Genomic DNA, 23,163 nt, shown 5'->3' on the forward strand with positions numbered 1-23,163 from the left:
CCCGACCAGGCGCCATTCGTCCCTCGGCTACCTCTCGCCCATCGAATTCGAAGCAAGGAAGATGCTCATGAAGGACTGACCACTGCCCGCAGACCGTCCACAGAACCGGGGCAACTTCAAGTGAACTCGCGCCATGGAACCTGCGGCCCGACGCCACCTGAGCCGCGTCAAGGCCATCACGCCGCAGTCGTCGGCGCACGCTTACCCCTCACGGCGGCTTGCGCATGCGCTCGCCCCGTGAGTTCATCGCTACGCAGTCAGCAACCCACGCCGACTGTCCGGTTTGATGGGGGCAACTCCATCGCGCCCGTACAGAGGCCCTCTCACATGCGCTTTAGCCCGACCACACTGCCTGACGTTGTCCTGATCGAGCCGGAACCGCATTACGATGTACGCGGGTCCTTCGCGCGCACCTTCTGCACGAGAGAATTTGCCGCACAGGGGCTCGAGACGTCCTTCGTCCAGCACAGCGTCTCCCATTCACGACTGTGCGGCACGGTCCGCGGCATGCACTTCCAGCGTGCCCCTCATGCCGAGGTGAAGATCGTACGTTGCATCCGCGGCGCCATCAGGGACGTTCTCGTCGACCTGCGACCTGACTCGCCGACCTTTGGACGTTGGGAGGGCTTCGATCTAACGGCGGATAACGGCCGCTCGCTTTACGTTCCCAAGGGCGTAGCGCACGGCTTTCAGACACTAGAGGCCGAGACGGTCGTCGCCTACCTCATCTCCGAGTTCTACGTACCGGAGGCGTCCTACGGCGTACGGCATGACGATCCGGCATTCGGCATAGAATGGCCGCTTCCGCCGTCCGCCATCTCGGAGAAGGATCGTGACTGGCCTGCCTTCGCTCGCTGAGGTCGTTCAGCGTCGCGGCAACAGCGAGTCGCGGATAACCCGCAAAGCGTGACCCCTCGCATTCGGCATGCGCCAGAGGTGCTCGAGCGGCGGCATCCATCGGCTGCGCGGCGCACGCGAGTAGGCGAAGCGCAGCAGCTCCATCGCGGCATTCACGTCGCCCTTCACGAGATGAGAGGCGGCCGCCCACCAAGCTGCGGCGCCAAGCCGGGCGCGGACGATCCGCAGCAAATCAGACGCTTCCGCCATCGCAGCGCCTTCGTGCGAGAAGAAGCTCACGAATGCGTCCTCGCGGTGGCGCAGGGAGTCGATCCGGCGACGCCAGAAGAGGCACGACATGTTGGCACCATGCTCACGGCGCAGCCCCTGAACGCATTGGCTTCGCGCGACGCGCCCGAACAGGGCGAGGCGCATCATCATCTCCCAGTCGTCGGTGTAGGGCAGTTCTGGCCGGTAGTGGCCAGCGCGCTTCTGGATCGGCGTGCGAACGAGGACGGAAGCACAAGCGAGCGATGTGTTAGGGGCGTCGCAGAGAGTACGGATGAAGTCGCACCCGCCATCGAAGCGCCAATGCAATTGATGCGGCATCCTGGTGAGGTCGGGCGGTCCAACAGTCTCGTCGAAGATTGCCTCCTCGCCGATCGCCATGGCGGCGCCGCGGTCGATCTCCAGGGTCGTGAGCGCGCGATCCAGGGCCGACTCTGTCAGCATATCGTCGGCCGGTATGATCAGCATGTAGTCAGCCTCGGCCCAGTCGATGCCGGCGTTGAAGGAAGCTTGAGGACCGAGGTTTTTTTCGCGCAGCAGCAGGTGAATTCGTGCGTCCTCGGCGGCGAGCGAGCGTGCGACCTGCCGGCTGTCGTCATCGGACGCATTGTCGACGATGAGGATCCGCAACCCCTCGATGCCCTGCCCGCGGATGCTGCCGACGCAGTCCCGCAGGTAGCGACCATAGCGATAATTCGGAATGACAACGTCGACGGTTGGCACGGCCCTCTCCGGGATCAGTCAATGCTTCAAGGATGCCGCACCGGGCGCGGAAATCCACGGTAAGTCGTGAATCCCCTGAAAGTTTTTCCTATCGTACCGGATGACCTTTCGGCAAAATTGGATCTGAGTGGACAACCGGAACCATGGCGCTCATCGCTTTTATCCAATCCTACCCCTACGAGGCGGATTACGGTGGTGACCCCGAATACATTCATAGGCTGGCTCGCCGTCTGAAAAGACGCGGCCATGACTGTCATTTCCGCGTCACGGACATGACACGCGGCCGTTCGATGCCCTTCTTCCGGAGCCCGTACGCAATCGAGAGCTATTCCTCCTATCGCATGAGGAACGGGGTTCGAATCGGGCGTGTCGTCGCATGCCTCGATCCACGCTTCTCGCTGCGCGTGCTGGCACGAAAGCTGGGCACTCAGATGGCGGCAACCCAGCCCGGCGCATCCGAGTTCAGCGAAGTGGAGGTGGCATGGATCCGGAAGGAGTTGCGCGACCTCGGGTTCCAGGTGGCCGTGTTGTGCTTCGGCGCCGTTCGTATGGCACCGATGCTTCGCGATTCAGGCCCGCGCATCATTGGACTACCATCCATCATACCGGGCCGGACCCTTGGATTGGGACAGGATACCGACGCAATCCCAGAGTGGTTCCTTGATGCCGCGCGAGCCTGCGACGTCATCGCCGCAAACATCGACGACGATGCGCGCGCGCTGGCCCAGGCCCTGCCCGGCGCGGATGTCGTGGTCGTCGGCATGGGCTCGACGGCACAGTTTGCCGAACTGGAATTGATGGACGGCGGCCAGCGCCTGCTCTTCGTCGGCAACGACACTCCTTTCAATCGCAGTGGCATTGCCTGGTTCCTAGCCGAGGCCTGGCCGCGCATCATCGCGGATCTGCCTTCCGCGCGGCTGCGCGTCGTCGGCCGAGTGGTGCAGTCTCTCGGTCCTGTTCCGAAGGGGGTCGAGGCCGTGGGACCAGTTGGTGATCTCGCCGCCGAGTACAGGAAGGCGCAAGTGGTGGTGGCGCCGCTCATCGAAGGTACAGCGAGTGTCAAGACCAAGGTCGCTGAAGCGATTTCGTTCGGCCGTGCCATCGTAACCACCCGTGTCGGCGTGGATCCCGCCCACCCGAATCAACTGGACCTGGCGGGTTTCGTGGCGGATGACGGCAATACCTTTGCGGATCGCGCGATCGAACTGCTTCGCGATCCGGTCCTTCTGGCGGAAAAGTCTCGCGGGGCGCGCGTCGTGTTCGAGAGGTTTTTCTCGGAGGATGCCGCTTACGGAGCGGTCGAAGAGCGTATCCGGCGCTTCGAAGAGATCCGCAAAAGATAGGCCACGAGAGTGTTCGAGCGTGCTCCGGGCACGCCGGAAAGCGACCCGCGCAGCGGATGAGCCGTGGCAAGGATGGCCAGCAGCCAACCTATCCCGGCTAGTGGCGCGGCCAGGAGCAATTGAACGACGGGATTCGTGAGTCCGAGGAAGCCGATCTGAGTCAGCAGCAGTGGTCCGATAGATGCTGCCAGTGCCAGGACCATTCCTCGCCAAGCATGCGCGAGGAGATCCCACGCTGAGAAAGCCACGACCCGGCGAACAAAGAGCATCGAAACGACGCATTGGAAGGGACCGACGATGAGCAGGCTCCACACCGCCGCTTCGAGACCCCACCCGGCAGCAGCTATGATGAGAGCACCACTCGCGGGATAGATGATCGCCGCCCTGATCAGATTGGCCCGGATCGCGCCGCAGACCACGAGAACCGGATAGTTGATCTCCGCGGTAAAGAAGAACATCCACGCGACTGCCGCGATGGGTAGAAGATCCGCCACGTCGGTCCACTGGCTGCCGAAGAGCATCAGGATGATGGGATCCGCCAGGACTGCGAGCAGCGCGAGGGCCGGCCACTGAAAAGCCGCTATATACTCGATAGCGCGCAGATAGGCCTGACGGAGATTACCGCCTTTCCTCGCCTCGCGCGCGAAGGCTGGCAGGGCGACCGAGATGACGCCGCTCAAGAGCATGCGATCCGGCAACTGGGCAACGGTCAGCACGCGCTGGAACATGCCGGTCGCGGCGACGTTGAGGATATGGCCCACGGCCAGCAGCGGAAGCGCTTCGAACGTTCGATGGAGGAGGGCAGAACTTCCATTGTAGGCGCCGAACCGCAAGGGCTCCAGGAGCCCTGCGCCGAGGGGTACGAAGATGCGTAGATCCCGCCGAAGGAAAACCGCCACTACAGACGTCGTTGATGCTGAAGCGAGCCAAGCCCATCCGAACGCCTCGAATGTCATGCCAAGGGCGACCAACTCCACTATGACGAAGCCGTAGACCATGGCATTCGTGATATTCAGGATTGCAACTTTGCCGAATGCCAACTCGCGACGCAGTAGGCCCCCGATAGTCTGGGAGATCGGCTCGATCAGTAGAGCGAGGCAAATCAGATGCAGATAGAACGTGATTCCTTCCCGATCGTAGATCTGCTCGATCCAATCGGCGGCCCCATAGATTCCACCGACTATCAGCAAGGTGACGAGGACCATGACTGTGAAGAACGACCTGACGGTGGGGGTGGAGAGCTCCTGGCGTTGGATCAGCCAGGTCTGAGAGGCAAACTCCCGGGCCGCCACAGCGACTGACGTGATCGCCGCGCCGAGGACCGCGACGCCGAAATCCTCAGGCGCCATGAGGCGAGCAACAACAGCGAGCGAGATGAAGTTGACCGCCATCGAGACGTAGCGGTCGCCCGTCGTCACCAGCAGCGCGAGCCTCAGTTCCATCAGTGCGCCTCGGACAGGCGGAGCGCGCTGAACATACGCTTCTCCTGTGAGGCGAGGCGGTCACGATAGGCCTCGACGCGCTCGGCTATGCGCAGTGCATGCTCCTCCCGCTCCGCCATCAGTGTCTTCACGCGATCCTCGAGCCAACCAAGCTCGAACCGCTCAACGTGAGAGGTGAAGGCCCCGAGGCCCATGTCCTGAAGCAGGACGTCATTCTTGCTGCCATAGCTGAGCGAGATTACCGGCGTGCCAGCCATGAGTGCACAGACGACATTGTGAAAGCGCGTCGCAACCGCAACATCAACCCTCGCCATTTGCTCCATGACATCGCCCAGGCTCCGGGCCGGCATATATTCGACGGATGCAAGCAGGCCGCGCGCCCCCTGCTCCGCAATGGTGGTCCGTAGGGCCTCGACGGCTTCCTCGTCCGCATCCTCACCGATCATCAGTCGAATTCGATAGCCCTGCTGGAGCATGGCAATCGCGAACCGTGCGAGCTTCCCGATATAGGCTTGGTAGATGCCGCCATCATCGTTGGTCCAACCGCGGTAACGCATGACACCGAGGCCTAGGACCGGTGCGTTCGCGGGCGGCCATGATGCGCGCTCGGGGATCGGCAGCCCGAATGCAAGATCCGGAAACACGTCATCGGCGGAGACAGGCACGTGATGCCGTCGAGCAAAGTCCCGGGATGGCTCATCGCGGAAGGTGAGGAAGTGCGCGTAACGTGAGGCTGTGAGCATGAAGAACCGGCTGAGACGGCGATGAATGGGACCTGCGCCGATGCTGACCATGGCGAAGGGGCATCCCGCTAGGCGTGCCGCCAAAGCCCACTTGAAGATGACGAAGGGCACACCGCGCGGGCGTTCACCGAAATCGTCGAGGATGCCGGTCCCCGGGATGATCAGCGCATCGAAGCGGCGGAGGATGCGGCGCGCGCGGATGGGGCCCAGCAGCTTGTAGGGAATGCGCAATGCTGTCCCGTTCAGCCACCTGAGCACCGGGTTCCGCAGTTCCTTGCGGGTCCATGATATGCCGGGGACGGCAAGACCCGGATCGAGCGCGTCAGGCGCGGAGCAGACGGCATAGATCCTGGCCTCGGGGTGGTGCCGGCGAATGGCGAGCACCATCGCTTCGAGCGAACCATCGTTGCCGAGGTTGCCGATGCCGAACTGGCCGAAGAGGGCAATTCTCGGGTTGCTAGTCATACGACCTGATGTCCAAGATCCAATCGGCTGCACCATCGGCATTTGTTCCTGGCAGCTCATACCGGCCGCTTGAACGGCCCAACCTAATCGCCGGGCGGTAGGTTCCATTTGCAGGGTCGTACCATCGCGCGGTGTGGCGCCGGCCCTGCAGCCCTTCCAAGGCCACTCTGAACGGCGTCACTTCCGTGAAGTGCAGCAGTGCCGTCCGACGATCCAACGTCATGGCAGCCGAGATCGGTTCGGCCGACTGCGACGACGCCTCGGCAAGCATGGCACCTGTCGCCACCGGCACGAGTTGTGCCCAGGAGACCTCGGCAAAGAACTTCAGCAAGTGCTCCATGCTGCGGCTGCCTCGGCCGTCCAGCGCCTGCCGCCAAGTGACCGGTGCTGGACGGGCATGGGGCGTGCCGAAATGCCAGATCGGATTGTTGCCGAAGACCTGGCCGCACGCGCCACCGAGCACGGCCTGGTATGCCTGGGTACGCAGCCTATCCGCACGAACCCCATGCTCATTTTCATAGGCGCTCTCGATGAGCAGGAAGGGCCGGCGAGGTCGTCGGTTTTCCGCCCGTAGCGCCGCAGTATGCACGGGCCGGTAGGTGTACAGCGTATCGAGATCGAGCCAGGGAAGCCCGCCCCAGAACAAGGCCGCGTCGGTTTCCGGTGCGCCATGCGCCGTATGAAGGGCGTTCGGCGCGTGCTTGCGAATGCCCTCGACGACCGCCTCGACGAGGGATCGCCTCGGCGGGTTGTAGTCGCCTCCATGGACCCAGATGATGTTGTCCATGCCGCCGTAGCGCCGGCCGATGAACTCGCCATAACGAAGCAGGCGATCTTCGCCCGCGGTCACCATCGCCTGGTACCAGCCTTCGTCGTTCCCACCGTAGCCGAGATAGGCCGGCGCGAGCAGCACAAGGAAGCCTAGTGCCCTCGCGCGGAGCAGCACCCGGTCCACATGCGCAAAGTAGGCGTCATTCGGTGCGGCGAAGTCTCCCGACCTGAGAAATGGTGCATCCCCATAGGCGTTGAGAGGTGCTCGGGAAGCGAACTTGTGCTCGATGAGGTTCACAAGGAGAGTGTTGAACCGCTGTTCACTTCGGCGCTGAAGGTAGAACTCCGCATCCTCGAAGCGCAGCTGGGCAAGCAAAGACCAGGCCGTGTCGCCGTGCACGAGAAAGGGCCATCCTGCCGAATCAACAAGGCGACGCCGATCGGGCGCAATGCGCAGGGGAAATATGCGCGCCTGTGCCGAAGGACGTCGAGGCAGGACGGCAAAGGCGGAACCAGCGCCGAGGAGGATCCGTCGGGGGAGCGGGGAGCCGCCTTTCAAGCTGATCATCCCGCGACCGACACGGGACGGGCCGTGTTGTAACGCCGATAGACGATATCCGACGGGCGACCGACCAGGAACCGCTCGACGCCGCTCTCCATGGCCATGCGGTAGACGTTGAGGGCGCCGTCCAGGGCGTCGACTGTCCGCGCGATGTCTTCGTCCTGGTGCGCATAGCTTACAACCAGGGAGGGCATCAGGACGCCGCGGCGGATCGTCTCCTGCAGCAGGAGCGAGCGGAACGCCTGCGACGGTTTTCCCTCCACATCCAGCGTCGCATAGGCCAGGCAGCAGTTCCGTCCAACAATACGGACATGCTCCTGCAGACCATGTCGCTGGATTGCCTGCTCCGCCTGAGTGCGCAGCGAGGCCCCTTGCCGGTGCAGGTGCTCTATGACCGGCTCGCGGCGATAGATTTGCATGTTCGCAATGCCGGCCGCCATGGCGTGGGTCTCGGCGCCATGGGTCGTGGAGAGCAGGAAGACGCGCGGCCGTTCCGTCTGCTCCAGGCCGCCGAGGCTCATGATCTCACGCTTGCCGGCGAGGGCCGAGAGTGAGAAGCCGTTGGCGAGCGCCTTGCCGAAGGTGCTGAGGTCCGGATCCACGCCGTAGAGCCGCTGCGCGCCGTTCACGTGCCAACGGAAGCCCGTGATCATCTCGTCAAGGATGAGCAGCGTTCCGTTCTCGGTGCAGAGCCGTCGCACCTCGTGCAGGAAGCCGCTGACCGGCTCCTCCCCGCGGGAAGGTTCGAGGATCAGGGCGGCTATTTGCCGCGGATGCTCCGCGAACAGACTGCGCACGCTGCCAATGTCGTTGTAGCGGAAGCAAAGCGTCAGGCGCTTCACCGTCTCGGGGATGCCGGCATCGACCGGTGTCGTGCCCATGAACCAGTCGTCGGTGGAGAAGAAAGGATGATCGCTACAGATCGCGATCAGATCCCGCCCCGTCCAGGCGCGCGCCAAGCGCATCGCGGCCGAGGTCGCGTCGGACCCGTCCTTGCAGAACTTCACCATCTCCGCCGTGCCGATCAGGTCCAGGAACTGCTCGGCGCATTCCACCTCGATCGCCGCCGGGCGCGTGAAGTTCGCGCCATGCGTCATGGCCTCGCGCGCTGCGGCGACCACCTCAGGCCACGCGTGCCCGAGGCCGACCGCGCGATTGCCCATGCCGAACTCGATGTACTCGTTGCCGTCGACGTCCCAGACGCGGCATCCCGACCCGCGTGCGATGAAGCCGGGCGAAAGGACCGGATACTGGTCATCCCCCTTCGCATAAGTATGGCAGCCGCCGGGGATCAGGTGATGCGCCACGCTGCGGAGACGCTCGGAGGTTGCGAAGCCGCGATGCTGGATGCCCATCCTGCCCACCGTCATGCGATCGAGGCCGGGACGTGCGACGGACGGCCGGAACGGCGCCACTCCGCGGTTCGGCCCGGCATTGCCTCGGGGAGCAGGACCTGCGCGACCAGCGCCTCGAACGCGTCCATCCCGACCCTAACGCGGCGCAGGCCCTGCTCGCTCAGGGATAGCATGCGCCTGTCGCGACGAAGCATGTCCCGCTGCTCCGCGCGCCGCAGCAGGTTGCGGATCGTGACCGGGGTCACATGCAGCCTATCGGCCTCGCGCCGGATCAGGTCCGTCGTCGCGAGCGGGCTGTGCAGATGCAGGTCGAGCATCGCGAGCATGAAGCTGAGGCTCCCCACGCCCCGATTCCCGAGATCGAGGCCGCCGAGGAACTGCAGCATGCCTTCGATGAAGCGGCGCTGCGCCGCGCGCCCGCGCGCCATCGTCACGGGCGCGCGGCGACCGATCAGCGCGGGTGCGGCTTCGTGGAAGTCCTCCACGAGGCGATCGAGCAGGTCGAACGCCCGCGCGCTCGGCTCGAAGACGTACTGGCGCGCATCGCGCGGGTCACGGCGGCGCTCGAAGTCGCCGGTCGCATGCGCCATCTCGAGCAACTGCGACAGGCGGGCGAGCGACAGTTGCGACCGCGTGGCCGCCAGCGCGAAGGGGACGCGTCCCGCCTGTCCGTCGCGCATCCAATCGGACTCACGCAGCATATAGAGGAACAGGCAGAAGCGTCGCAGGTCGGAAAGCCAGAAGCGCTCCATCGGCGCCTGGCGCAGGAAGTTCGCGACGAAGGGACCTTCGCGGAAGGTGCGGAAGCGCGCGTCCTGCCCGGCCGGCCGGGACGCGGGCGACGCCGCGGCCAGGCGCGGCAACAGGGTCGAGGCGGCATGGCCCATCATCATCGTACTCCCCTGCCCTCGGGCCGAGGCCCTTCGTGCGTTGCGTCGTTCGAGGGGGAACATCGATGCTGCGTCGACGCGGCGCACTGACATCCGTCATTGCCGCAGGGTTGAACACGCGCCCGGCGTTGCATCCATGGCTCGCAACGGCCGCGGCGACGACGCAACACCGGGGAAACCCGGGCGCCCCTTCAAGCCGCATGGCAAGGAATTCAACCCAAGGCTGCCGCGGATGGCGCGTTCGCCCGCCGATCGCGGGATGCGCGACGCCACATTCGCACGACAAGTTTTCCCCGTGCGGCCGTTCTCCCCGACACCGCGGGCCGGCCACTCTCGCCTCGTTCGATCGCAAAGCCGAGGAGCCGCGACATGAAGGTCCTGATCACCGGTCATCTCGGCTACATCGGCACCGTGATGACGCCGATGCTGCTCGCCGCGGGGCACGACGTCACCGGCCTCGACAGCGGGCTCTATGAACGCTGCACCTACGCCCCCGGCGGTCCGATCGTCTCCGTGCCCACGATCGCGCGCGACCTGCGCGACGTCGAGGCGGAGGAGATCGCCGGCTTCGACGCGGTCATCCACCTCGCAGCGCTCTCCAACGATCCGCTCGGCAACCTCGACGAGGCGCGGACCTACGACATCAATCACCATGGCAGCGTCCGCCTGGCACGGCTCGCGAAGCGCGTCGGCGTGCGCCGCTTCCTGCTCGCCTCCTCCTGCTCGAACTACGGCAAGGCCGGAGAAGGGCTGCTCGATGAGACCGGCGCGCTCAACCCCGTCACCGCCTACGGCCGGTCGAAGGTCCGGTCGGAGCGCGACATCGGCGCGCTCGCGGGTGACGGCTTCTGCCCGACCTTCCTCCGCCCCGCCACGGCCTATGGGCTGTCGCCGCGGATCCGCTTCGACATCGTCCTCAACAACCTCGTCGCCTGGGCGACGACGACGGGGCGCATCCTGCTGAAGTCCGACGGCTCGCCCTGGCGGCCGATCGTCCATATCGAGGACATCTCGCGCGCCTTCATCGCGGCGCTGGAGGCGCCCGAGGACGTGGTCTTCAACCAGGCCTTCAACGTCGGGCAGACCGCACACAACTACCGCATCCGCGACATCGCCGAGGTGGTGGCCGAGGTCGTGCCGGGCTGCCGCATCGAGATCGCGACCGATGCCGGGCCCGACCTGCGGTCGTATCGCGTGGACTTCTCGAAGATCGCGCGCTGCCTGCCGGCCTTCCGGCCCGAATGGGACGTCCGGCGCGGCGCCGAGCAGCTCTATGAGGCCTACCGCGCATCGGACCTCGACCTCGAGGCGTTCGAGGGACCGCGCTATCAGCGCATCGGGCACATCCGGATGCTGATGGCGGAGGGCGTGCTCGGCCCCGACCTCCGCCGCAGCGCGGCGCAGGGCCAGGACAGGACGGACGCCGCGCTGCTGCCGGCCCCATGACCGCGGAGACGGGCGCGGCGCTGCACGCCCTCGTCGCCGGGCTCTACCCGATCTGCCGCAGCATCACGGGCGACGGCCTGCGGCGGAGCCTCGACATGCTCCGCCGGCACGTGCCCCTGGCGATCCACGAGGTGCCGAGCGGAACCGCGGTCTTCGACTGGACGGTGCCCCGCGAATGGCGCATCCGCGACGCGTTCATCGAGGACTCCGCGGGGCGCCGCGTGCTCGACTTCCGCGCCTCCAGCCTGCATGTCGTGAGCTACAGCGCCGCGGTCGATGCCGTGCTGCCGCTCGCGGAACTGCGGCGCCACATCCACACCCTGCCCGCGCAGCCCTCGGTGATCCCGTACCGCACCTCCTACTACGCGGAGGCATGGGGGTTCTGCATGGCGCATGACGCGCTCGAAGCCCTGCCGGAGGGCCTCTATCGCGCGCGCATCGATGCCGAGCACCTCGACGGCAGCCTCACCTACGGCGAGTACCTGCACCGGGGCGAGACGGAGGAGGAGGTGCTGCTCTCGGCGCATTGCTGCCACCCCTCCCTTGCCAACGACAACTGCTCGGGGATGGCGGTGCTCGCGTTCCTCGCGGCCCGCATGGCGGGGCGGCGGACGCGGCTGAGCTACCGCTTCCTGTTCGCGCCCGGCACCATCGGCGCGATCACGTGGCTGGCCCGCAACCGGGAGACGGCACTTCGCATCCGCCACGGCCTGGTCGTCGCGGGCGTGGGGGATGCGGGCGCGGCCACCTACAAGCGCAGCCGGCGCGGCGACGCGCCGATCGACGCCGCCATGGCGCATGTGCTGCAACACGCCGAACCGTCGGCCCGGCTGCGCGACTTCTCGCCCTATGGCTACGACGAGAGGCAGTTCTGCTCGCCCGGCTTCGACCTGCCGGTCGGCCTCCTGCAGCGCAGCCCGTATGGCGAGTTCCCCGAATACCACACCTCGGCCGACGACCTCGACTTCGTGCGGCCCGAGAAGCTCGCGGCTTCGCTCGCCCTGATCGAGAACGCGCTCTCGATCCTCGAGCAGGATCGCCACCTGCGCAACGCCTTCCCGTTCTGTGAGCCGCAGCTCGGTCGCAGGGGCCTCTATGCCGCGCTCGGGGGCGATCCCGACGCCGCCCGCCGCAACCTCGCGATGCTCTGGCTGCTGAACCAGGCGGACGGGTCGCGGAGCCTGCTCGACATCGCCGAGCGCGCCGCCCTCCCCTTCGCGACGATCGCCGCGACCGCCGCGGTCCTGGAACGCGAGGGCTTGCTGGTTCCCGACTGAACGGGCTGCTTTAGCAGGCGCCGCGTGCGCGCAGCACGACCAAGGGGGTCCTGCAAAGGATACGAAGGTCGAGAGCCAGAGATGCGTTGCGGACGTACTCGACATCGAGGCGTACGCGATCGTGGTAGGCGAGCCCGCTGCGCCCGCTCACCTGCCAGAGGCCGGTCACGCCGGGCCTGACGCTGCAATAGAGGTGCGCAGCCTCGCCGCGGTAGTGCTCGTCGAGCTCGGCCTGCACGACGGGGCGCGGGCCGACCAGGCTCATCTCGCCGCGGAGCACGTTCAGGATCTGCGGGAGTTCGTCAAGCGAACTGCGCCGCAGCAGCCGCCCGACCGGCGTCACGCGCGGGTCGTCCGTCAGCTTGCGGCGCTGCTGCCATTCGCGCCGCGCGGCCTCATTCCGCTCGAGATGCGTCGCGAGCACCCGGTCTGAATTGAGGACCATCGTGCGGAACTTGAGGCAGGGAAACACCTGGCCGTTGCGCCCGATGCGCGGGTGACGCACCAGCACCTGCGGCCCGCTCGTGATGCGCAGCAACAGGGCAATGGCGGCGAGTATCGGAACCAATGGAACCATAAGCGCCACGGCGAGGACAAGGTCCATGGCGCGCTTGGGGCGCCCCGACCACGCCGCGTCGGCGCGCGGTATCCGGACCGTGCCCTGCGGTGCCGACACCGTCCGTTCGAGTTGTGCCGCGCCGCCGGTCGTTCGCATGCCATCCATGACGTGGAAGGTGCGATGCGGCGTGCTTGCCGTTCAAAGACAGGGAGCAAAAACTCTTGGCTGCATCCGCGCGACGCTTCCGGCGACCGCGCATCCGTCGGTTGTCGTGCTGACGCTGCGAAAGTGTCAGAAGCGCCGCTCGAACACGGTGACGACGTCGCCGGGCTGCAGCAGATCCGCGCGACCGGCGCGGTACTCACGGCTGCGCCCATCCGCGTCGAGGCGCGTGACCGAGACACGGTCCTGGATGGCGCGGTAGTTGAAGCCGCCGGCAAGCGCGACGGCCGAAAGCACCGTCATCCCCGGCTGGAAGGGGAACTGCCCGCCGCGCTCGACCATGCCGAGGACAAAGAGCGGGCGGTAGGCGACGACCTGGACGGCGACGCCCGGGTCCTGAAGCAACTGGCGGCGCTGGAACTCGCGCCGGATCAGGGCCTCGGCCTCGGCGACCGTAAGGCCGAGCACGCGCACGGGGCCGAGCAGAGGGATCGCGACCGTGCCGGAATCCGCCACGCGGAACTCGCCCGACAGGCGGGTATCCTCGAAGACCGTGATGCGGAGCTGGTCCTCCGCCGCGAGCCTGTAGGGCCCGCTCGGCGCGCCGGGCAGCGGCGGGAGGTCCGCGCCCGGTCCGGCGCAGCCGGCAACGACAAGGGCGACGGGCAGGAAGCTCCTGCGGGCGAAGGATAGGCTCACGATAATTTCTCTCCCCTTCTGCGGTCGGCGCATCCTGCGCGCCTGCGACCGCTCCATCCGAGCATAGGGCCACCACGGAGCAAAGCGCCACGCATTGATCCTGCTCGCACAGTCAGCACTGCGCGCGTCGCGACGACCGTCGACCAAGGGTTTAGCGTCCCCCCGCGCGCTTCGAGGGAAGACTTTTCCGCGGTGCCGTTTGAAGCGCGCCGCCCCCGGCCGCCATCAATGCGCATGATCTCGGAACAGACGCCGTCGATGCGCGCACGCCCGTACCGGGGTCGGCCATGACCCCCTGGAAGGCGCAGTTCAAGCCGGCGCTCGCGCAGGTCTACTCGCGGGCCTGCGCGCAGTACGTTCGGCTGTCCGTCGGCAGCGCAGAGGCGGAGCGCAGCTTCGGCCGCGTCGCCATCGTCGCCGCGCTCGGGCGCAACAACGGCATCGCCAACGGCGCCCGCCTGCAGCACGCGATGCTGCGGCGCATGGGCGTCGATGCCGAGCTGATCGATGCCGGCGCGGTTCTGCGCAACCCGCTGTTCCGCTCGCGCCACACGCCGGCATCGGCCTATGTCGTGCATTGCGGCGGCCCGCAGACAGCCCAGCTCCTCACCGCCATGATGCCTGCGGCGGCGCGTGCGTGGCGCATCGGCTACTGGGCCTGGGAGCTGCCCGACCCGCCGAGAGACTGGCACGGCTTCGACAGCCTGCTGCATGAAGTCTGGACACCGAGCCGCTTTTCGCAGCGGAGCCTTCGCCGGCTGACGGACCTTCCCATGGAGGTCGTTCCCCATGTCGTGCCGGTTGCGCGGCGGCGCACGCGGGATGGCGCGTGTCCCTTCACCGTGCTCTGCTTTGGCGACAGTCGGTCGAGCTTCGCGCGCAAGAACCCCATGGGTGCGATCGCTGCGTTCCGCGCGGCCTTCGGCGACAGCCCGGGCGCACGCCTCGTGGTCAAGCTGAACGGCGGCGCCGAGGATGGCTGCGAACTGGCGCGTGCTGCGGCCGGCTGCGCCAATGTCACCATCCTTCGAGACTTCCTCGATGCAGATGCGCTGGCGCGCCTCCACGCATCCGCCGACGTTCTCCTCTCTCTCCACCGTGCCGAAGGCTTCGGCCTGCCGATGATCGAGGCGATGGGCCACGGGGTCCCGGTCATCGCCACCGCATGGTCGGGCAATCTCGACTTCATGGACGGCACGAATGCGGTGCTGGTGCCTGCGCGGCTCGTGCCGGTCGTGGACGATGCGGGCATCTACCGCGACAGCGTCTGGGCGGAACCGGACCTCGACGTCGCGGCCGCGGCTCTGCGCGGACTCGCGCAGGACCCCGAGCGTTGGTCGCGGCTCTCCGTGGCTGCGCACGCCGCGGCATCGGCGCTCGCCCGGCAGGTCCCGACGGCGCTGCTGCAGCCACGCCGTCGTCGCGATGAGATCCGCGCCACCGTCGCCGCACGAATGGCCGGCCCGAACCAGACAGCACCGACGGCCCTGCGCGGCGCGCCGCCTGCCTGGGAACCCGTCCAGGGAGAACACGGATGAGGATCGCCATCGGCATTCCCACCTTCGGCCGTGCGGCGGTCCTCGCGCAGACCGTCGCGGACCTCGCGCGGCAGACGCGGCGGCCCGACCGCATCGTGGTCTGCCATGCGCGCGCCGAGGACGTGCCCGCAGCGCCGACCCGCGCATCCGGGGTCGAGTACGTGAGCGCCGAGCCCGGCCTGCCGCGGCAGCGCAACCGTATCATCGACCATGTGCGGGACTGCGACCTGCTGTTGTTCCTCGACGACGACTTCCTGCTCCGCAAGGACTACGTTGCGGTGATGGCGCGCCTTTTCACGCTGCGGCCGGGACTCGTGGTCGCGACGGGGACCGTCCTGGCGGACGGGGCGACCGGCAAGGGGCTGGGCTTCGCCGAAGCGCGCGCGGTCCTCGAAGCCGCCTCGCCCTGCGCGGACCCGCTCGCCACGACGCCCGTGCCCAATGGCTACGGGTGCAACATGGCGATCCGACTCGAGACCCTCCGCCGGACCGGCCTCCGCTTCGACGAGCGGATGCCGCTCTATGCCTGGCAGGAGGATGCCGAACTGTCCTGCCGGCTTGCTGCGCATGGCGAGATCCTGCGCGTCGCGGGCGCGCGCGGCGTGCATCTCGGGGTCAAGGGCGGCCGGACCGCAGGGCTGCAGCTCGGCTACTCCCAAGTCATCAATCCCTTCTACATCGCCCGCGGTGTCCCGGCCTACGGGCTGCGTCGCGCTGCGCTGCAGGTCGGGCGCAACCTGGCGGCGAACCTGCTGCGCGCGGTGCGACCCGAGCCATGGATCGATCGGCGGGGTCGGCTGCGCGGCAACATGCTGGGGCTTGTCGACCTCGTGCGCGGACGCCTGACGCCCGAGCGCGTCCTGGCGCTCGGCCCATCGAATAGCGGGCGTGGAGGGCGGGGCATGATCGGGACCGTTGCATCCGGGCCCGGCACGACCTACCGCCGGGAATCACGCCAATGACCCTGCCCGCCCTCACGCTCGCCCCGTCCCGTCAGGACGCCGACGCCTTCCGGGAGGACGAGCCGCTCGGCGTCCCGGTGCGGCGGCTGCTCGCCGTGCTGATCCGGCGGGCATGGCTGGTGCTGCTGGTGCTCGTGGCCGGCCTTGCCGCCGCCTTCGCCTGGCTCGACCGCTCGCCGCCCGTCTATCGCGCCGAGGCCTCGGTGCTCATCGAGCCGCGCAGCACGCAGGTAAGCGACCTGCAGGCGATCTCGGCCGACTCCAGCAGTGCGAACGTCATGCGCACGCAGATCGACATCCTGCGCTCCCCCGCCATCTCGCGCCGCGTCGTCGACCAACTCGGCCTTGCCGAGGAGCCCGAGTTCAAGGGCGGCCCGGGCCTCTCCGCCCGCGTCATGGCGATGCTGCACGATACCTTCGGCCTGTTCCCCGATGCCGTGCGAATCCCGGCCACCGGCGATGCGCGTGAGATGGCGGCGGCGATTCTGGCGTCGCGCATCGGCGTCCAGAACGAGCCGCGCTCCAATGTCCTGATCGTCTGGATCGAGACCCAATCGCCCGAGCTGAGCGCCAGGATCGTCAACGCGCTCGCAAATGATTTGCTGGAATTCCGGCGGCGGCAGAAGGGCGCCGCAATGGAGCGCGCCCATGCCTGGTTCAACGATCGCCTCGGCGAGCTGGCGGAGCGCATGCGCCAGTCCGAGCGGGCCATCGAGGCGTATCGGATCGAGCACGGGCTGACCGAGATGATCGGCATGCGTTCCGGCGCCACCCCCGTCCTGACCGTCAACCGGCAGCAGCTCGACGACATCGCGCGCCAGCTCGTGGCCGCCGAGGCGGACCGCCTGCGCAAGGAGGGCCAGCTCGACGAGGCGCAGGCGGCGCTTCGTGCGGGCGGCCGCGCGGACGCGCTGCCCGAGGTGATGAATTCGCCGATCATCCGGACGCTGCGCGACCAGGAGGCGGTGGTCGCGGCGCGGGAGGCGCAGCTCTCGGCCCGGCTCGGCGCCCGCGCGCCCGACATGATGGCCGCGCGCGCGGAGCTCGTGGGACTGCAGCGGCGCCTGCGCGAGGAGATGGCCAACGCGATGGCCGGGCTGCGCAGCGAGGTCGCGGCGGCCCGTGCGCAGGAACAATCCCTGCGCGACCGCATGGCCGCGCTCCGGGCGACCGTCGCGCGGGACAACATCGCGGAGGTGCGCCTGCAGAGCCTGCAGGCGGAAGCCCAAGCCAACCGCGCGATCTACGAGAGCTTCCTCAACCGGGCCACGCAGCTCGCGAACGCATCCGGCATCCAGGAGGCGGATGCCGAGCTGGTCTCCGAGGCGATCCCCGCCGAGGCGCCGAGCGGGCCGCGGCGCGGACGCCTCCTGGCGCTCGCCTTCGGGGGGTCGCTGGTCGCCGGCATCGTCCTCGCCTTCCTCATCGAACGGCTGCGCGACGGGTTCTCGACGCCCGATGCGCTCGAGGGGGCGCTCGGCGTCGCCTCGATCGGGCTGCTGCCCAAGGTCGGCCAACGGGCGATGCTGGGCGGCAGCGGCGTCGCCGCCGCGCAGTACGCCGCATCCGTCGCGCGCCTCAGGGGCATCATCCAGGTGCTCGGGCGCGAGCGGCGCATCCGCACCGTCACGGTCACCTCCGCCCTGCCGCGCGAAGGAAAGTCCGCCCTCGCCCTCGGCCTCGCGCGGAGCGCGGCGCGCAGCGGCTCGCGCGTCCTGCTCGTCGGCGCCGACATGCGCAACCCGATCATGACCGGGACAGGGGAGGCCGATCGCGGCGCCGGCCTGGCCGAGATCCTGGCCGGGAACCTCGTGGGCGACGGGCGCGAAGTGCTGCGCGAGATCGAGAAGGGCCTCCACCTGCTGCCGAGCGGGCGCCTCGCGGGGGATGCCCAGGAACTGCTGGGCTCGCCACGCCTCGGCAAATTCCTGGAATGGGCGTCGGAGAATTTCGACCTGGTCGTGCTCGACACCCCGCCGGTGCTGCCGGCGGCCGATGCGCTGCTGGTCGCGCGGGCGACGGATGCAACGGTGCTCGCGGTCCGGTGGGAACACACGCCGCGCGCGGCTGCGCGCGACGCGCTGCGCCTGCTGCAGGGCAGCGGGGCCCAAGTGCTCGGCGCCGTGATGACGCAGGTGAAGCTCCGGCACTTCGCCCGCCAGGCCGACCACGGCCTTGCCCACCTTTTCCGGCATCATCGTGGCTATTACGGGCATCCGACGGACGGGCGCGTGTGACACCGACGCCGATCGGCATCGTCGTCCTCGCGTTTTGCGTCCTCGCGATGGGGAACGCCACGCGGCTCGCGCAATTGATCCTCGTGGCCGGGGTATTCGAAGCAGCGGCGGCGGTCATCCTCGGCTCGCTCGGCGTGCAACCCGGCCTGGTGCCGGCGGGGATGCTGGTCGGGCTGGTCGCGATACACTACCTGGCCGGCCGGCGCAGCCCCGCCGAAGCGCCGGTGCTGGGCATCATGGCGCCGTTGCTCGTGATGTTCGCCTACGCCGCGCTGACCGCGGTCCTGATGCCCGAGGTCTTTGCCGGGCACATCATCGTCTGGCCGCAGAAGCTCGACCCGCTGTGGCTTCAGCCGGTTCCGCTGGCGCCCGGCCAAGGCAACCTGAACCAAGTCGTCTACCTTGCGGCCAATGTTGCGCTGAGCTGCGCCGCGGCGCTCGCCTTCGGGCGGCCCGGGACGGCATGGGCATCGCTGGTGCGCGCCTACCTGCTGGGGGGCTGGCTGGTCGTCGGGATCGCCGGGTGGGAGTTCGTCGCGCGCACGCTCCGCCTGCCCTTCCCGCGCGAGTTGTTCTACTCCAACCCCGGTTGGACGATCGTCGAGCAGAGCCTCGGCGCGATGCCGCGCCTGCAATCGACCTTCGCCGAGCCATCCGCGCTCAGCTTCTATCTGGTCGGCGTGGCCTTCGCCTGCACGGGCCTCTGCCTTCGTGGCCGAACAGTGATGCGCGCCGACATCCTGCTCGTGCTGGTGCTGGTCGCGATCTTCCTCTCCACCTCGACGACCGGGATCGCCGCGGTCGCTATCGGCTTGCCCGGCATGCTGGTGATGGCGGCGCTGCGCGGCCGAAAAGTGGCGCTGAAGAAGCTGTTGCGGACCCTCGCCATGCCGCTTGTGGCCGCGACCCTTGGGGCCACGGCGCTGCTGGTGCTGCGCCCCGAACTCCTGGTGCAGATCGGCGATGTCGTGGCGACGACGCTCAGCAAAGGAGAGTCCGACTCCTTCGCCGAACGGAGCGCGATGAACGCCGCCGCCTGGGACGCGTTCATGGCGAGCGGCGGGCTCGGGATCGGCTGGGGCAGCACGCGGGCCTCGAGCGTGGTGCCCGGTCTTCTGGCGGGCGCCGGGCTGGTGGGCTTGGTCGCGGTCGTGTGGTTCGGGCTCTGTCTGCGGCGCGCGGTCCGCATGGCCCGCGCGCTGCCGCCGCACCCGTCGGCGATCGCGATGGACGCCTTCGGCGCCGCGCTTGCCGGGCAATGCCTTGCCGGACTGCTCTCGGCGCCGGTGATAACGACCCCGATCTTCTTCGTGCAAATCGGGATCCTCGCCGCCGCCGCGATCCGGGCGCGCATGGATGCCCGACGGGAGCGTGACGCGATCGCGCGCGTGGCGACGATGCTTGCCTATCCCGCGCCCGGCGGGCTCAGCGGCCGATGAATTCCAGCGAGGCGCGGTGCAGGATCTGCACCGCATGGCTCTCGGGCAGAGCCACGAGCCCGTCCGCGACCATCTGGGTGAAGTTGCGGCACACGGTCTCGGGCGAGAGGCAGAGATAGTCGGCAATGTCGTAGCGCGACATCGGCAGCACCACCTCGTTGCCACCGGCGGCGATCCGGTCCGACATCTCGATGATGAAGGCGGCGAGCTTCTCGCGTGCGTTCTTGTGGCCGAGCATGAAAAGCTTCGCCTGCAGCACGCCGAGCCGGGCGTTGTAGAAGTCCGTCGCCTGTTCCTCGTCCCGCGGATCGGTCGGCTGGAGGGTGATGGCGGCGGGCGTCACCGCTTCGATGCTGCCGTTGTGCGAGCGCACCTCTGCCAGACCGATCCGGTCACCGGCAAAGAGGAATTCGGTGATCTGGCGCCTGCCGTCCGAATGGGGATGACAGACACGCAGGCAGCCCTGCTCGACCTGCAGGGCCTGTTCCGTGCCGCGATCCTGGGTGCGCAGGACCTCGCCCCGGCGCAACCGCTTCGCGACGCCCGAGGACAAGGGCGGGGAGGACCGCAGCTCACGCAGGAGCTCGGGGTCGTGCTGCCTGATCAACATGGCGTCCTCCATCCGGGGGGGGGCTGGAAGGCCCGGCGTTGGACAGACGGTATGAAGAGAAATGCTGCACCGCCATACGGGAGAACCCTGACGGTACCCTCACGTTATATTCACGCTGCGACTCGCGTCAGGCGTGTGTCGACGACGAGGTTTCCTCCACGATCCCCGCCGCGATCGCGATGCGCACGAGTTCCGGCACCGAACTCGCGCCCGACTTGCGGACGATGCGGGAACGATGGACCTCGACCGTCCGCGGGCTCATGCGCAGCGCGTTCGCCACGCCCTTGTTCGACCCGCGGGTCACGAAGCTCGCGAGCACCTCGCGTTCCCGCGGCGTGAGGGACCTGAGGCGCTCGGCGGCGGCCGGATCCTTGGGATCGCCCTGCTCGAGGTCTGCGAAGGCGTCCTTGACTGCCTTCAGCAGGAGGTCGGGGTCCGCCGGCTTTTCGATCACATGGGCTGCCCCGCTGCGCATCGCCTGGACCGCGAGCGGCACGCAGGCGTGCCCGCTCAGCAGGATGATGCGCAGCGCCTGGCCAGGTCCTTCCTGCCCCGGCCGCAAGTCGTGCAGCAGGGCGAGACCGCTGCGCCCCGGCATCTCGACATCCGTGATGACGACCATCGGCCTGGAGCCCGGGCGGTGGGGGAGGAATGTGGTCAGAAAGGCGTCTGCCGAGGCATGCTTATGGACCGAATACCCGTTTTGCGTGAGTAGGATGCCCACGGACTCGCGGATATCGGCGTCATCATCGAGCAGATGCACGATCTGGTCTGTATTCATGACATCAACCTCAACGAGCAGATTATATTGGACCGCCCCCGGCAATATTCTTTAACATACTCGACGACCACAAGAGCATTTTTCATTTGATCTGGATCACAAGCCGGGCATGCTTTCATCCGCAAATCCGTGCTTCTATCTGGCAAACTGTATCGAAAAAAGCATGCCTGCAGCGAGCGAGGCGCGCGGTATACGTAAATGCGCGGTGTCGAGGGGGCCGAGGATCATGTCACGGCAGGTGTTCCCAGGCCGGACTGCCTCCGCCATGACGGCACGGGCCGGGTGGAACGCGCCGGCCGCGTCGGGCGCTAGGTGAAACAGCCGACTTCCCGCGCCGCGTCGGGGCGGCGCGCCTCGCGCTGGCCCTTCATCGGGCTGTCCGCCGTCGCGGGCTGCATCGCGGCGGGCGGACTGGCGATGACGCTGATGCCGGCGGAACGCCAGGAGTTGGCGGGCAGCGCGGCGGGGCGCCAGGCGCAGCAGGTCGCAGCCGCAACGGCGGCCCACGTCGCCGCCGCGGTCGGGCAAGCGCAGGCGATCGCCCGACTGGCGCTCGCATCGCAGGACGGCGCGACCGCCGCCCGTCGGGAGATCGAAGGCGGCGCCGGCGTCACCATCCTGCTCCGGCCGGATGCGGATACGCCGCAGGATCCCCTGGTCCCGCGCTCCTCCCCCAGGGTCGATCTCACTGAGCCTTCGCCGGGCGTCCTCGGCATCGTCGTCGAGCACGCCGCTGCGCCCCCCGCCGGCGGGGCCGTGACCGTGACGCTTCCGCTCGGCCGCCTGTCTGCATCGGACGGCGCGGCGGAGGTCGCCTTGTTCCGGGTCGGAATGGCCCCGGCGTTGCGGCCGGCCGCCGCCGGACCGCTCCGCGCGGCGGAACGGTATCTGTCGGGGCTCCCCCGGACGGCACTTGCGGCGCCCGGCGCCCTTGCGATGCCGCCCGACGATGCCGGAACGACGGCCCGGGTCGCCTGGACACCGGTCGCGGGCACGGATCTGGCGGCCGTTGCCGCCGTGTCGGTCGCGCCCGTCGCGCCGCGCCAGGTCTTCCCGCCGCCGGTCATCCTGGCCGCGATCCTTGGCGCCATGCTCGGCATCCTGGTGACCGACCTCGCGCGGCGCCGCGAGGATCGGCGGGACCTCGGCGCGGCTCTCGCCCGTGCCCGGCGGGACCACGATGCGGCGCTCCGCGCCCTGGCCGAGCGCCAGGACCTCGAGACCCTGGGTCGCCTCACGGCCGGCGTCGCGCACGACATGGGCAATGTGATGCAGGTGGTCGAGACCTACCTCAGGGCCATCCCCGGCGCCGCCGGCGACCCGGCCGAGATGACCCGGCTGCTCGATCGGGCACGCGGCGCCGCGCGGCGCGGCGCGAATGGGGCACGCGACCTCCTGGCCCTCGCGCGCGGCAGCAGCCGCAGGCCGCGCCCGGTCGATGTCCCCTCGCTCCTTGCCGAGCTCGCGGACGTCATGCAGGAACTGCTGGGGGAGACGTTCACGGTGCGCCTCGACGTGCCGGCGGCCCTGCCGCCCGCCCTCGCCGACCCCGGCGACCTCGAGGCGATGCTCGTGAACCTCGCCACCAATTCGCGCGACGCGATGGCGGCGGCGGGCTCGGGCATGCTGACCATTTCCGCCGCGCTGATCGGAAGCCCCGGCTCGGCCAAGCCCGACGAGGCATCGCAGGGCGGCGAATGGATCCGCATCGATATCGTCGACACCGGAATCGGCATGGATGCTGAGACGCTTGCCAACGCCCTGGAGCCCTTCTTCACGACCAAGCCGCGCGGCCGGGGGACCGGCCTCGGCCTAGCGCTGGCGCGCGAATTCGCAGAACGCTCGGGCGGCATGCTGCAAATCGAGAGCACGCCCGGCGTCGGCACGCGGGCGAGCCTTCTCCTGCATCCGGCTTCGCAGGAAAACTTGACGGACGACGTGGCTGTGCCCGACCTGGACGCCGCGTTGAATGCTTCGGGCAACACCGCTCCCCCGCAAGGGGCGATGCACATCAAGGGGTAGCAGTCAGATGCG

General features: G+C 68.1%; 19 protein-coding genes. 9 read left to right on the forward strand and 10 right to left on the reverse strand.

Translation table 11 applies throughout. The annotated features are described in order from the left end of the window. Positions 1-327 precede the first annotated feature (327 nt). The gene (rfbC, locus tag E8M80_RS20140) at positions 328-858 is read left to right on the forward strand and encodes a dTDP-4-dehydrorhamnose 3,5-epimerase (protein ID WP_137127527.1); all 531 of its coding nucleotides are present in this window, start codon (positions 328-330) and stop codon (positions 856-858) included. Positions 859-864: 6 nt separating this feature from the next. Here rfbC and E8M80_RS20145 read toward each other — a convergent pair whose 3' ends face one another. Next, positions 865-1,848, reverse strand: a complete 984-nt coding sequence (locus tag E8M80_RS20145; RefSeq protein ID WP_170979528.1) for a glycosyltransferase family 2 protein — start codon at positions 1,846-1,848, stop codon at positions 865-867. Between the two features lie 143 nt (positions 1,849-1,991). On the opposite strand from E8M80_RS20145, the gene E8M80_RS20150 reads away from it, so the two are divergent. Next, positions 1,992-3,191, forward strand: coding sequence for a glycosyltransferase family 4 protein (locus tag E8M80_RS20150; RefSeq protein WP_137127529.1), 1,200 nt, complete (start codon positions 1,992-1,994; stop codon positions 3,189-3,191). On the opposite strand, the gene E8M80_RS20155 is transcribed toward E8M80_RS20150, so the two are convergent. The 5 genes from E8M80_RS20155 to E8M80_RS20175 are packed head-to-tail and all read right to left on the reverse strand — an operon-like array spanning position 3,137 to position 9,419. After that, positions 3,137-4,633: an oligosaccharide flippase family protein gene (locus E8M80_RS20155; protein WP_137127530.1), complete on the reverse strand. Its 1,497-nt coding sequence runs from the start codon at positions 4,631-4,633 to the stop codon at positions 3,137-3,139. The genes E8M80_RS20150 and E8M80_RS20155 overlap by 55 nt on opposite strands. Continuing rightward, complete coding sequence (locus tag E8M80_RS20160) at positions 4,633-5,877, reverse strand: polysaccharide pyruvyl transferase family protein (RefSeq protein WP_206035693.1); 1,245 nt, start codon at positions 5,875-5,877, stop codon at positions 4,633-4,635. Before E8M80_RS20160 ends, E8M80_RS20155 begins: the two co-directional genes overlap by 1 nt. Then, on the reverse strand, positions 5,834-7,180 hold the full coding sequence (locus tag E8M80_RS20165; protein ID WP_137127532.1) for a DUF4038 domain-containing protein: 1,347 nt from the start codon (positions 7,178-7,180) through the stop codon (positions 5,834-5,836). Before E8M80_RS20165 ends, E8M80_RS20160 begins: the two co-directional genes overlap by 44 nt. Next, the gene (locus tag E8M80_RS20170; protein ID WP_137127639.1) at positions 7,177-8,529 is read right to left on the reverse strand and encodes a glutamate-1-semialdehyde 2,1-aminomutase; all 1,353 of its coding nucleotides are present in this window, start codon (positions 8,527-8,529) and stop codon (positions 7,177-7,179) included. The genes E8M80_RS20165 and E8M80_RS20170 overlap by 4 nt, the downstream gene beginning before the upstream one ends. An 11-nt stretch (positions 8,530-8,540) precedes the next feature. Continuing rightward, positions 8,541-9,419, reverse strand: a complete 879-nt coding sequence (locus tag E8M80_RS20175) for a hypothetical protein (protein WP_170979530.1) — start codon at positions 9,417-9,419, stop codon at positions 8,541-8,543. Between the two features lie 369 nt (positions 9,420-9,788). Here E8M80_RS20175 and E8M80_RS20180 point away from each other — a divergent pair, with 369 nt between their 5' ends. Then, the gene (locus E8M80_RS20180) at positions 9,789-10,865 is read left to right on the forward strand and encodes an NAD(P)-dependent oxidoreductase (protein ID WP_137127534.1); all 1,077 of its coding nucleotides are present in this window, start codon (positions 9,789-9,791) and stop codon (positions 10,863-10,865) included. Continuing rightward, a complete protein-coding gene (locus E8M80_RS20185) occupies positions 10,862-12,142 on the forward strand; it encodes a DUF4910 domain-containing protein (RefSeq protein WP_137127535.1) in 1,281 nt (426 codons plus the stop codon). Before E8M80_RS20180 ends, E8M80_RS20185 begins: the two co-directional genes overlap by 4 nt. 10 nt (positions 12,143-12,152) lie before the next feature. On the opposite strand, the gene E8M80_RS20190 is transcribed toward E8M80_RS20185, so the two are convergent. Together E8M80_RS20190 and E8M80_RS20195 are read right to left on the reverse strand one after the other, a co-directional pair. Next, a complete protein-coding gene (locus E8M80_RS20190) occupies positions 12,153-12,866 on the reverse strand; it encodes a sugar transferase (RefSeq protein ID WP_137127536.1) in 714 nt (237 codons plus the stop codon). 126 nt (positions 12,867-12,992) lie between these two features. Continuing rightward, a complete protein-coding gene (locus tag E8M80_RS20195) occupies positions 12,993-13,562 on the reverse strand; it encodes a polysaccharide biosynthesis/export family protein (RefSeq protein WP_240790136.1) in 570 nt (189 codons plus the stop codon). A gap of 287 nt (positions 13,563-13,849) precedes the next feature. On the opposite strand from E8M80_RS20195, the gene E8M80_RS20200 reads away from it, so the two are divergent. From E8M80_RS20200 to E8M80_RS20215, 4 genes are read left to right on the forward strand one after another with little or no spacing between them, the layout of a single operon-like run. Beyond that, complete coding sequence (locus tag E8M80_RS20200; protein WP_137127538.1) at positions 13,850-15,100, forward strand: glycosyltransferase family 4 protein; 1,251 nt, start codon at positions 13,850-13,852, stop codon at positions 15,098-15,100. Next, positions 15,097-16,062 (forward strand): glycosyltransferase family 2 protein, encoded by a 966-nt coding sequence (locus E8M80_RS20205; RefSeq protein WP_137127539.1) that lies wholly within the window; start codon positions 15,097-15,099, stop codon positions 16,060-16,062. The genes E8M80_RS20200 and E8M80_RS20205 overlap by 4 nt, the downstream gene beginning before the upstream one ends. Beyond that, positions 16,059-18,299, forward strand: coding sequence for a polysaccharide biosynthesis tyrosine autokinase (locus E8M80_RS20210; RefSeq protein ID WP_137127540.1), 2,241 nt, complete (start codon positions 16,059-16,061; stop codon positions 18,297-18,299). The genes E8M80_RS20205 and E8M80_RS20210 overlap by 4 nt, the downstream gene beginning before the upstream one ends. Next, positions 18,296-19,738 carry a hypothetical protein gene (locus E8M80_RS20215; RefSeq protein WP_137127541.1) on the forward strand — a complete coding sequence of 481 codons (1,443 nt, stop codon included), beginning with the start codon at positions 18,296-18,298 and terminating at the stop codon, positions 19,736-19,738. The genes E8M80_RS20210 and E8M80_RS20215 overlap by 4 nt, the downstream gene beginning before the upstream one ends. Here the strand turns inward: E8M80_RS20215 and E8M80_RS20220 are convergent. Both E8M80_RS20220 and E8M80_RS20225 read right to left on the reverse strand, forming a co-directional pair. Beyond that, positions 19,725-20,348, reverse strand: a complete 624-nt coding sequence (locus E8M80_RS20220) for a helix-turn-helix domain-containing protein (RefSeq protein ID WP_170979531.1) — start codon at positions 20,346-20,348, stop codon at positions 19,725-19,727. The genes E8M80_RS20215 and E8M80_RS20220 overlap by 14 nt on opposite strands. Before the next feature lie 127 nt (positions 20,349-20,475). Further along, positions 20,476-21,111, reverse strand: coding sequence for a response regulator transcription factor (locus E8M80_RS20225; protein WP_170979532.1), 636 nt, complete (start codon positions 21,109-21,111; stop codon positions 20,476-20,478). Between the two features lie 330 nt (positions 21,112-21,441). On the opposite strand from E8M80_RS20225, the gene E8M80_RS20230 reads away from it, so the two are divergent. Then, entirely contained in the window at positions 21,442-23,151 is a 1,710-nt protein-coding gene (locus E8M80_RS20230) for a sensor histidine kinase (protein WP_137127544.1), read from the forward strand. The last annotated feature ends 12 nt before the right edge of the window (positions 23,152-23,163 follow it).

Source organism: Roseomonas sp. HF4 (assembly GCF_005222755.1).
Lineage (GTDB): Bacteria > Pseudomonadota > Alphaproteobacteria > Acetobacterales > Acetobacteraceae > Neoroseomonas.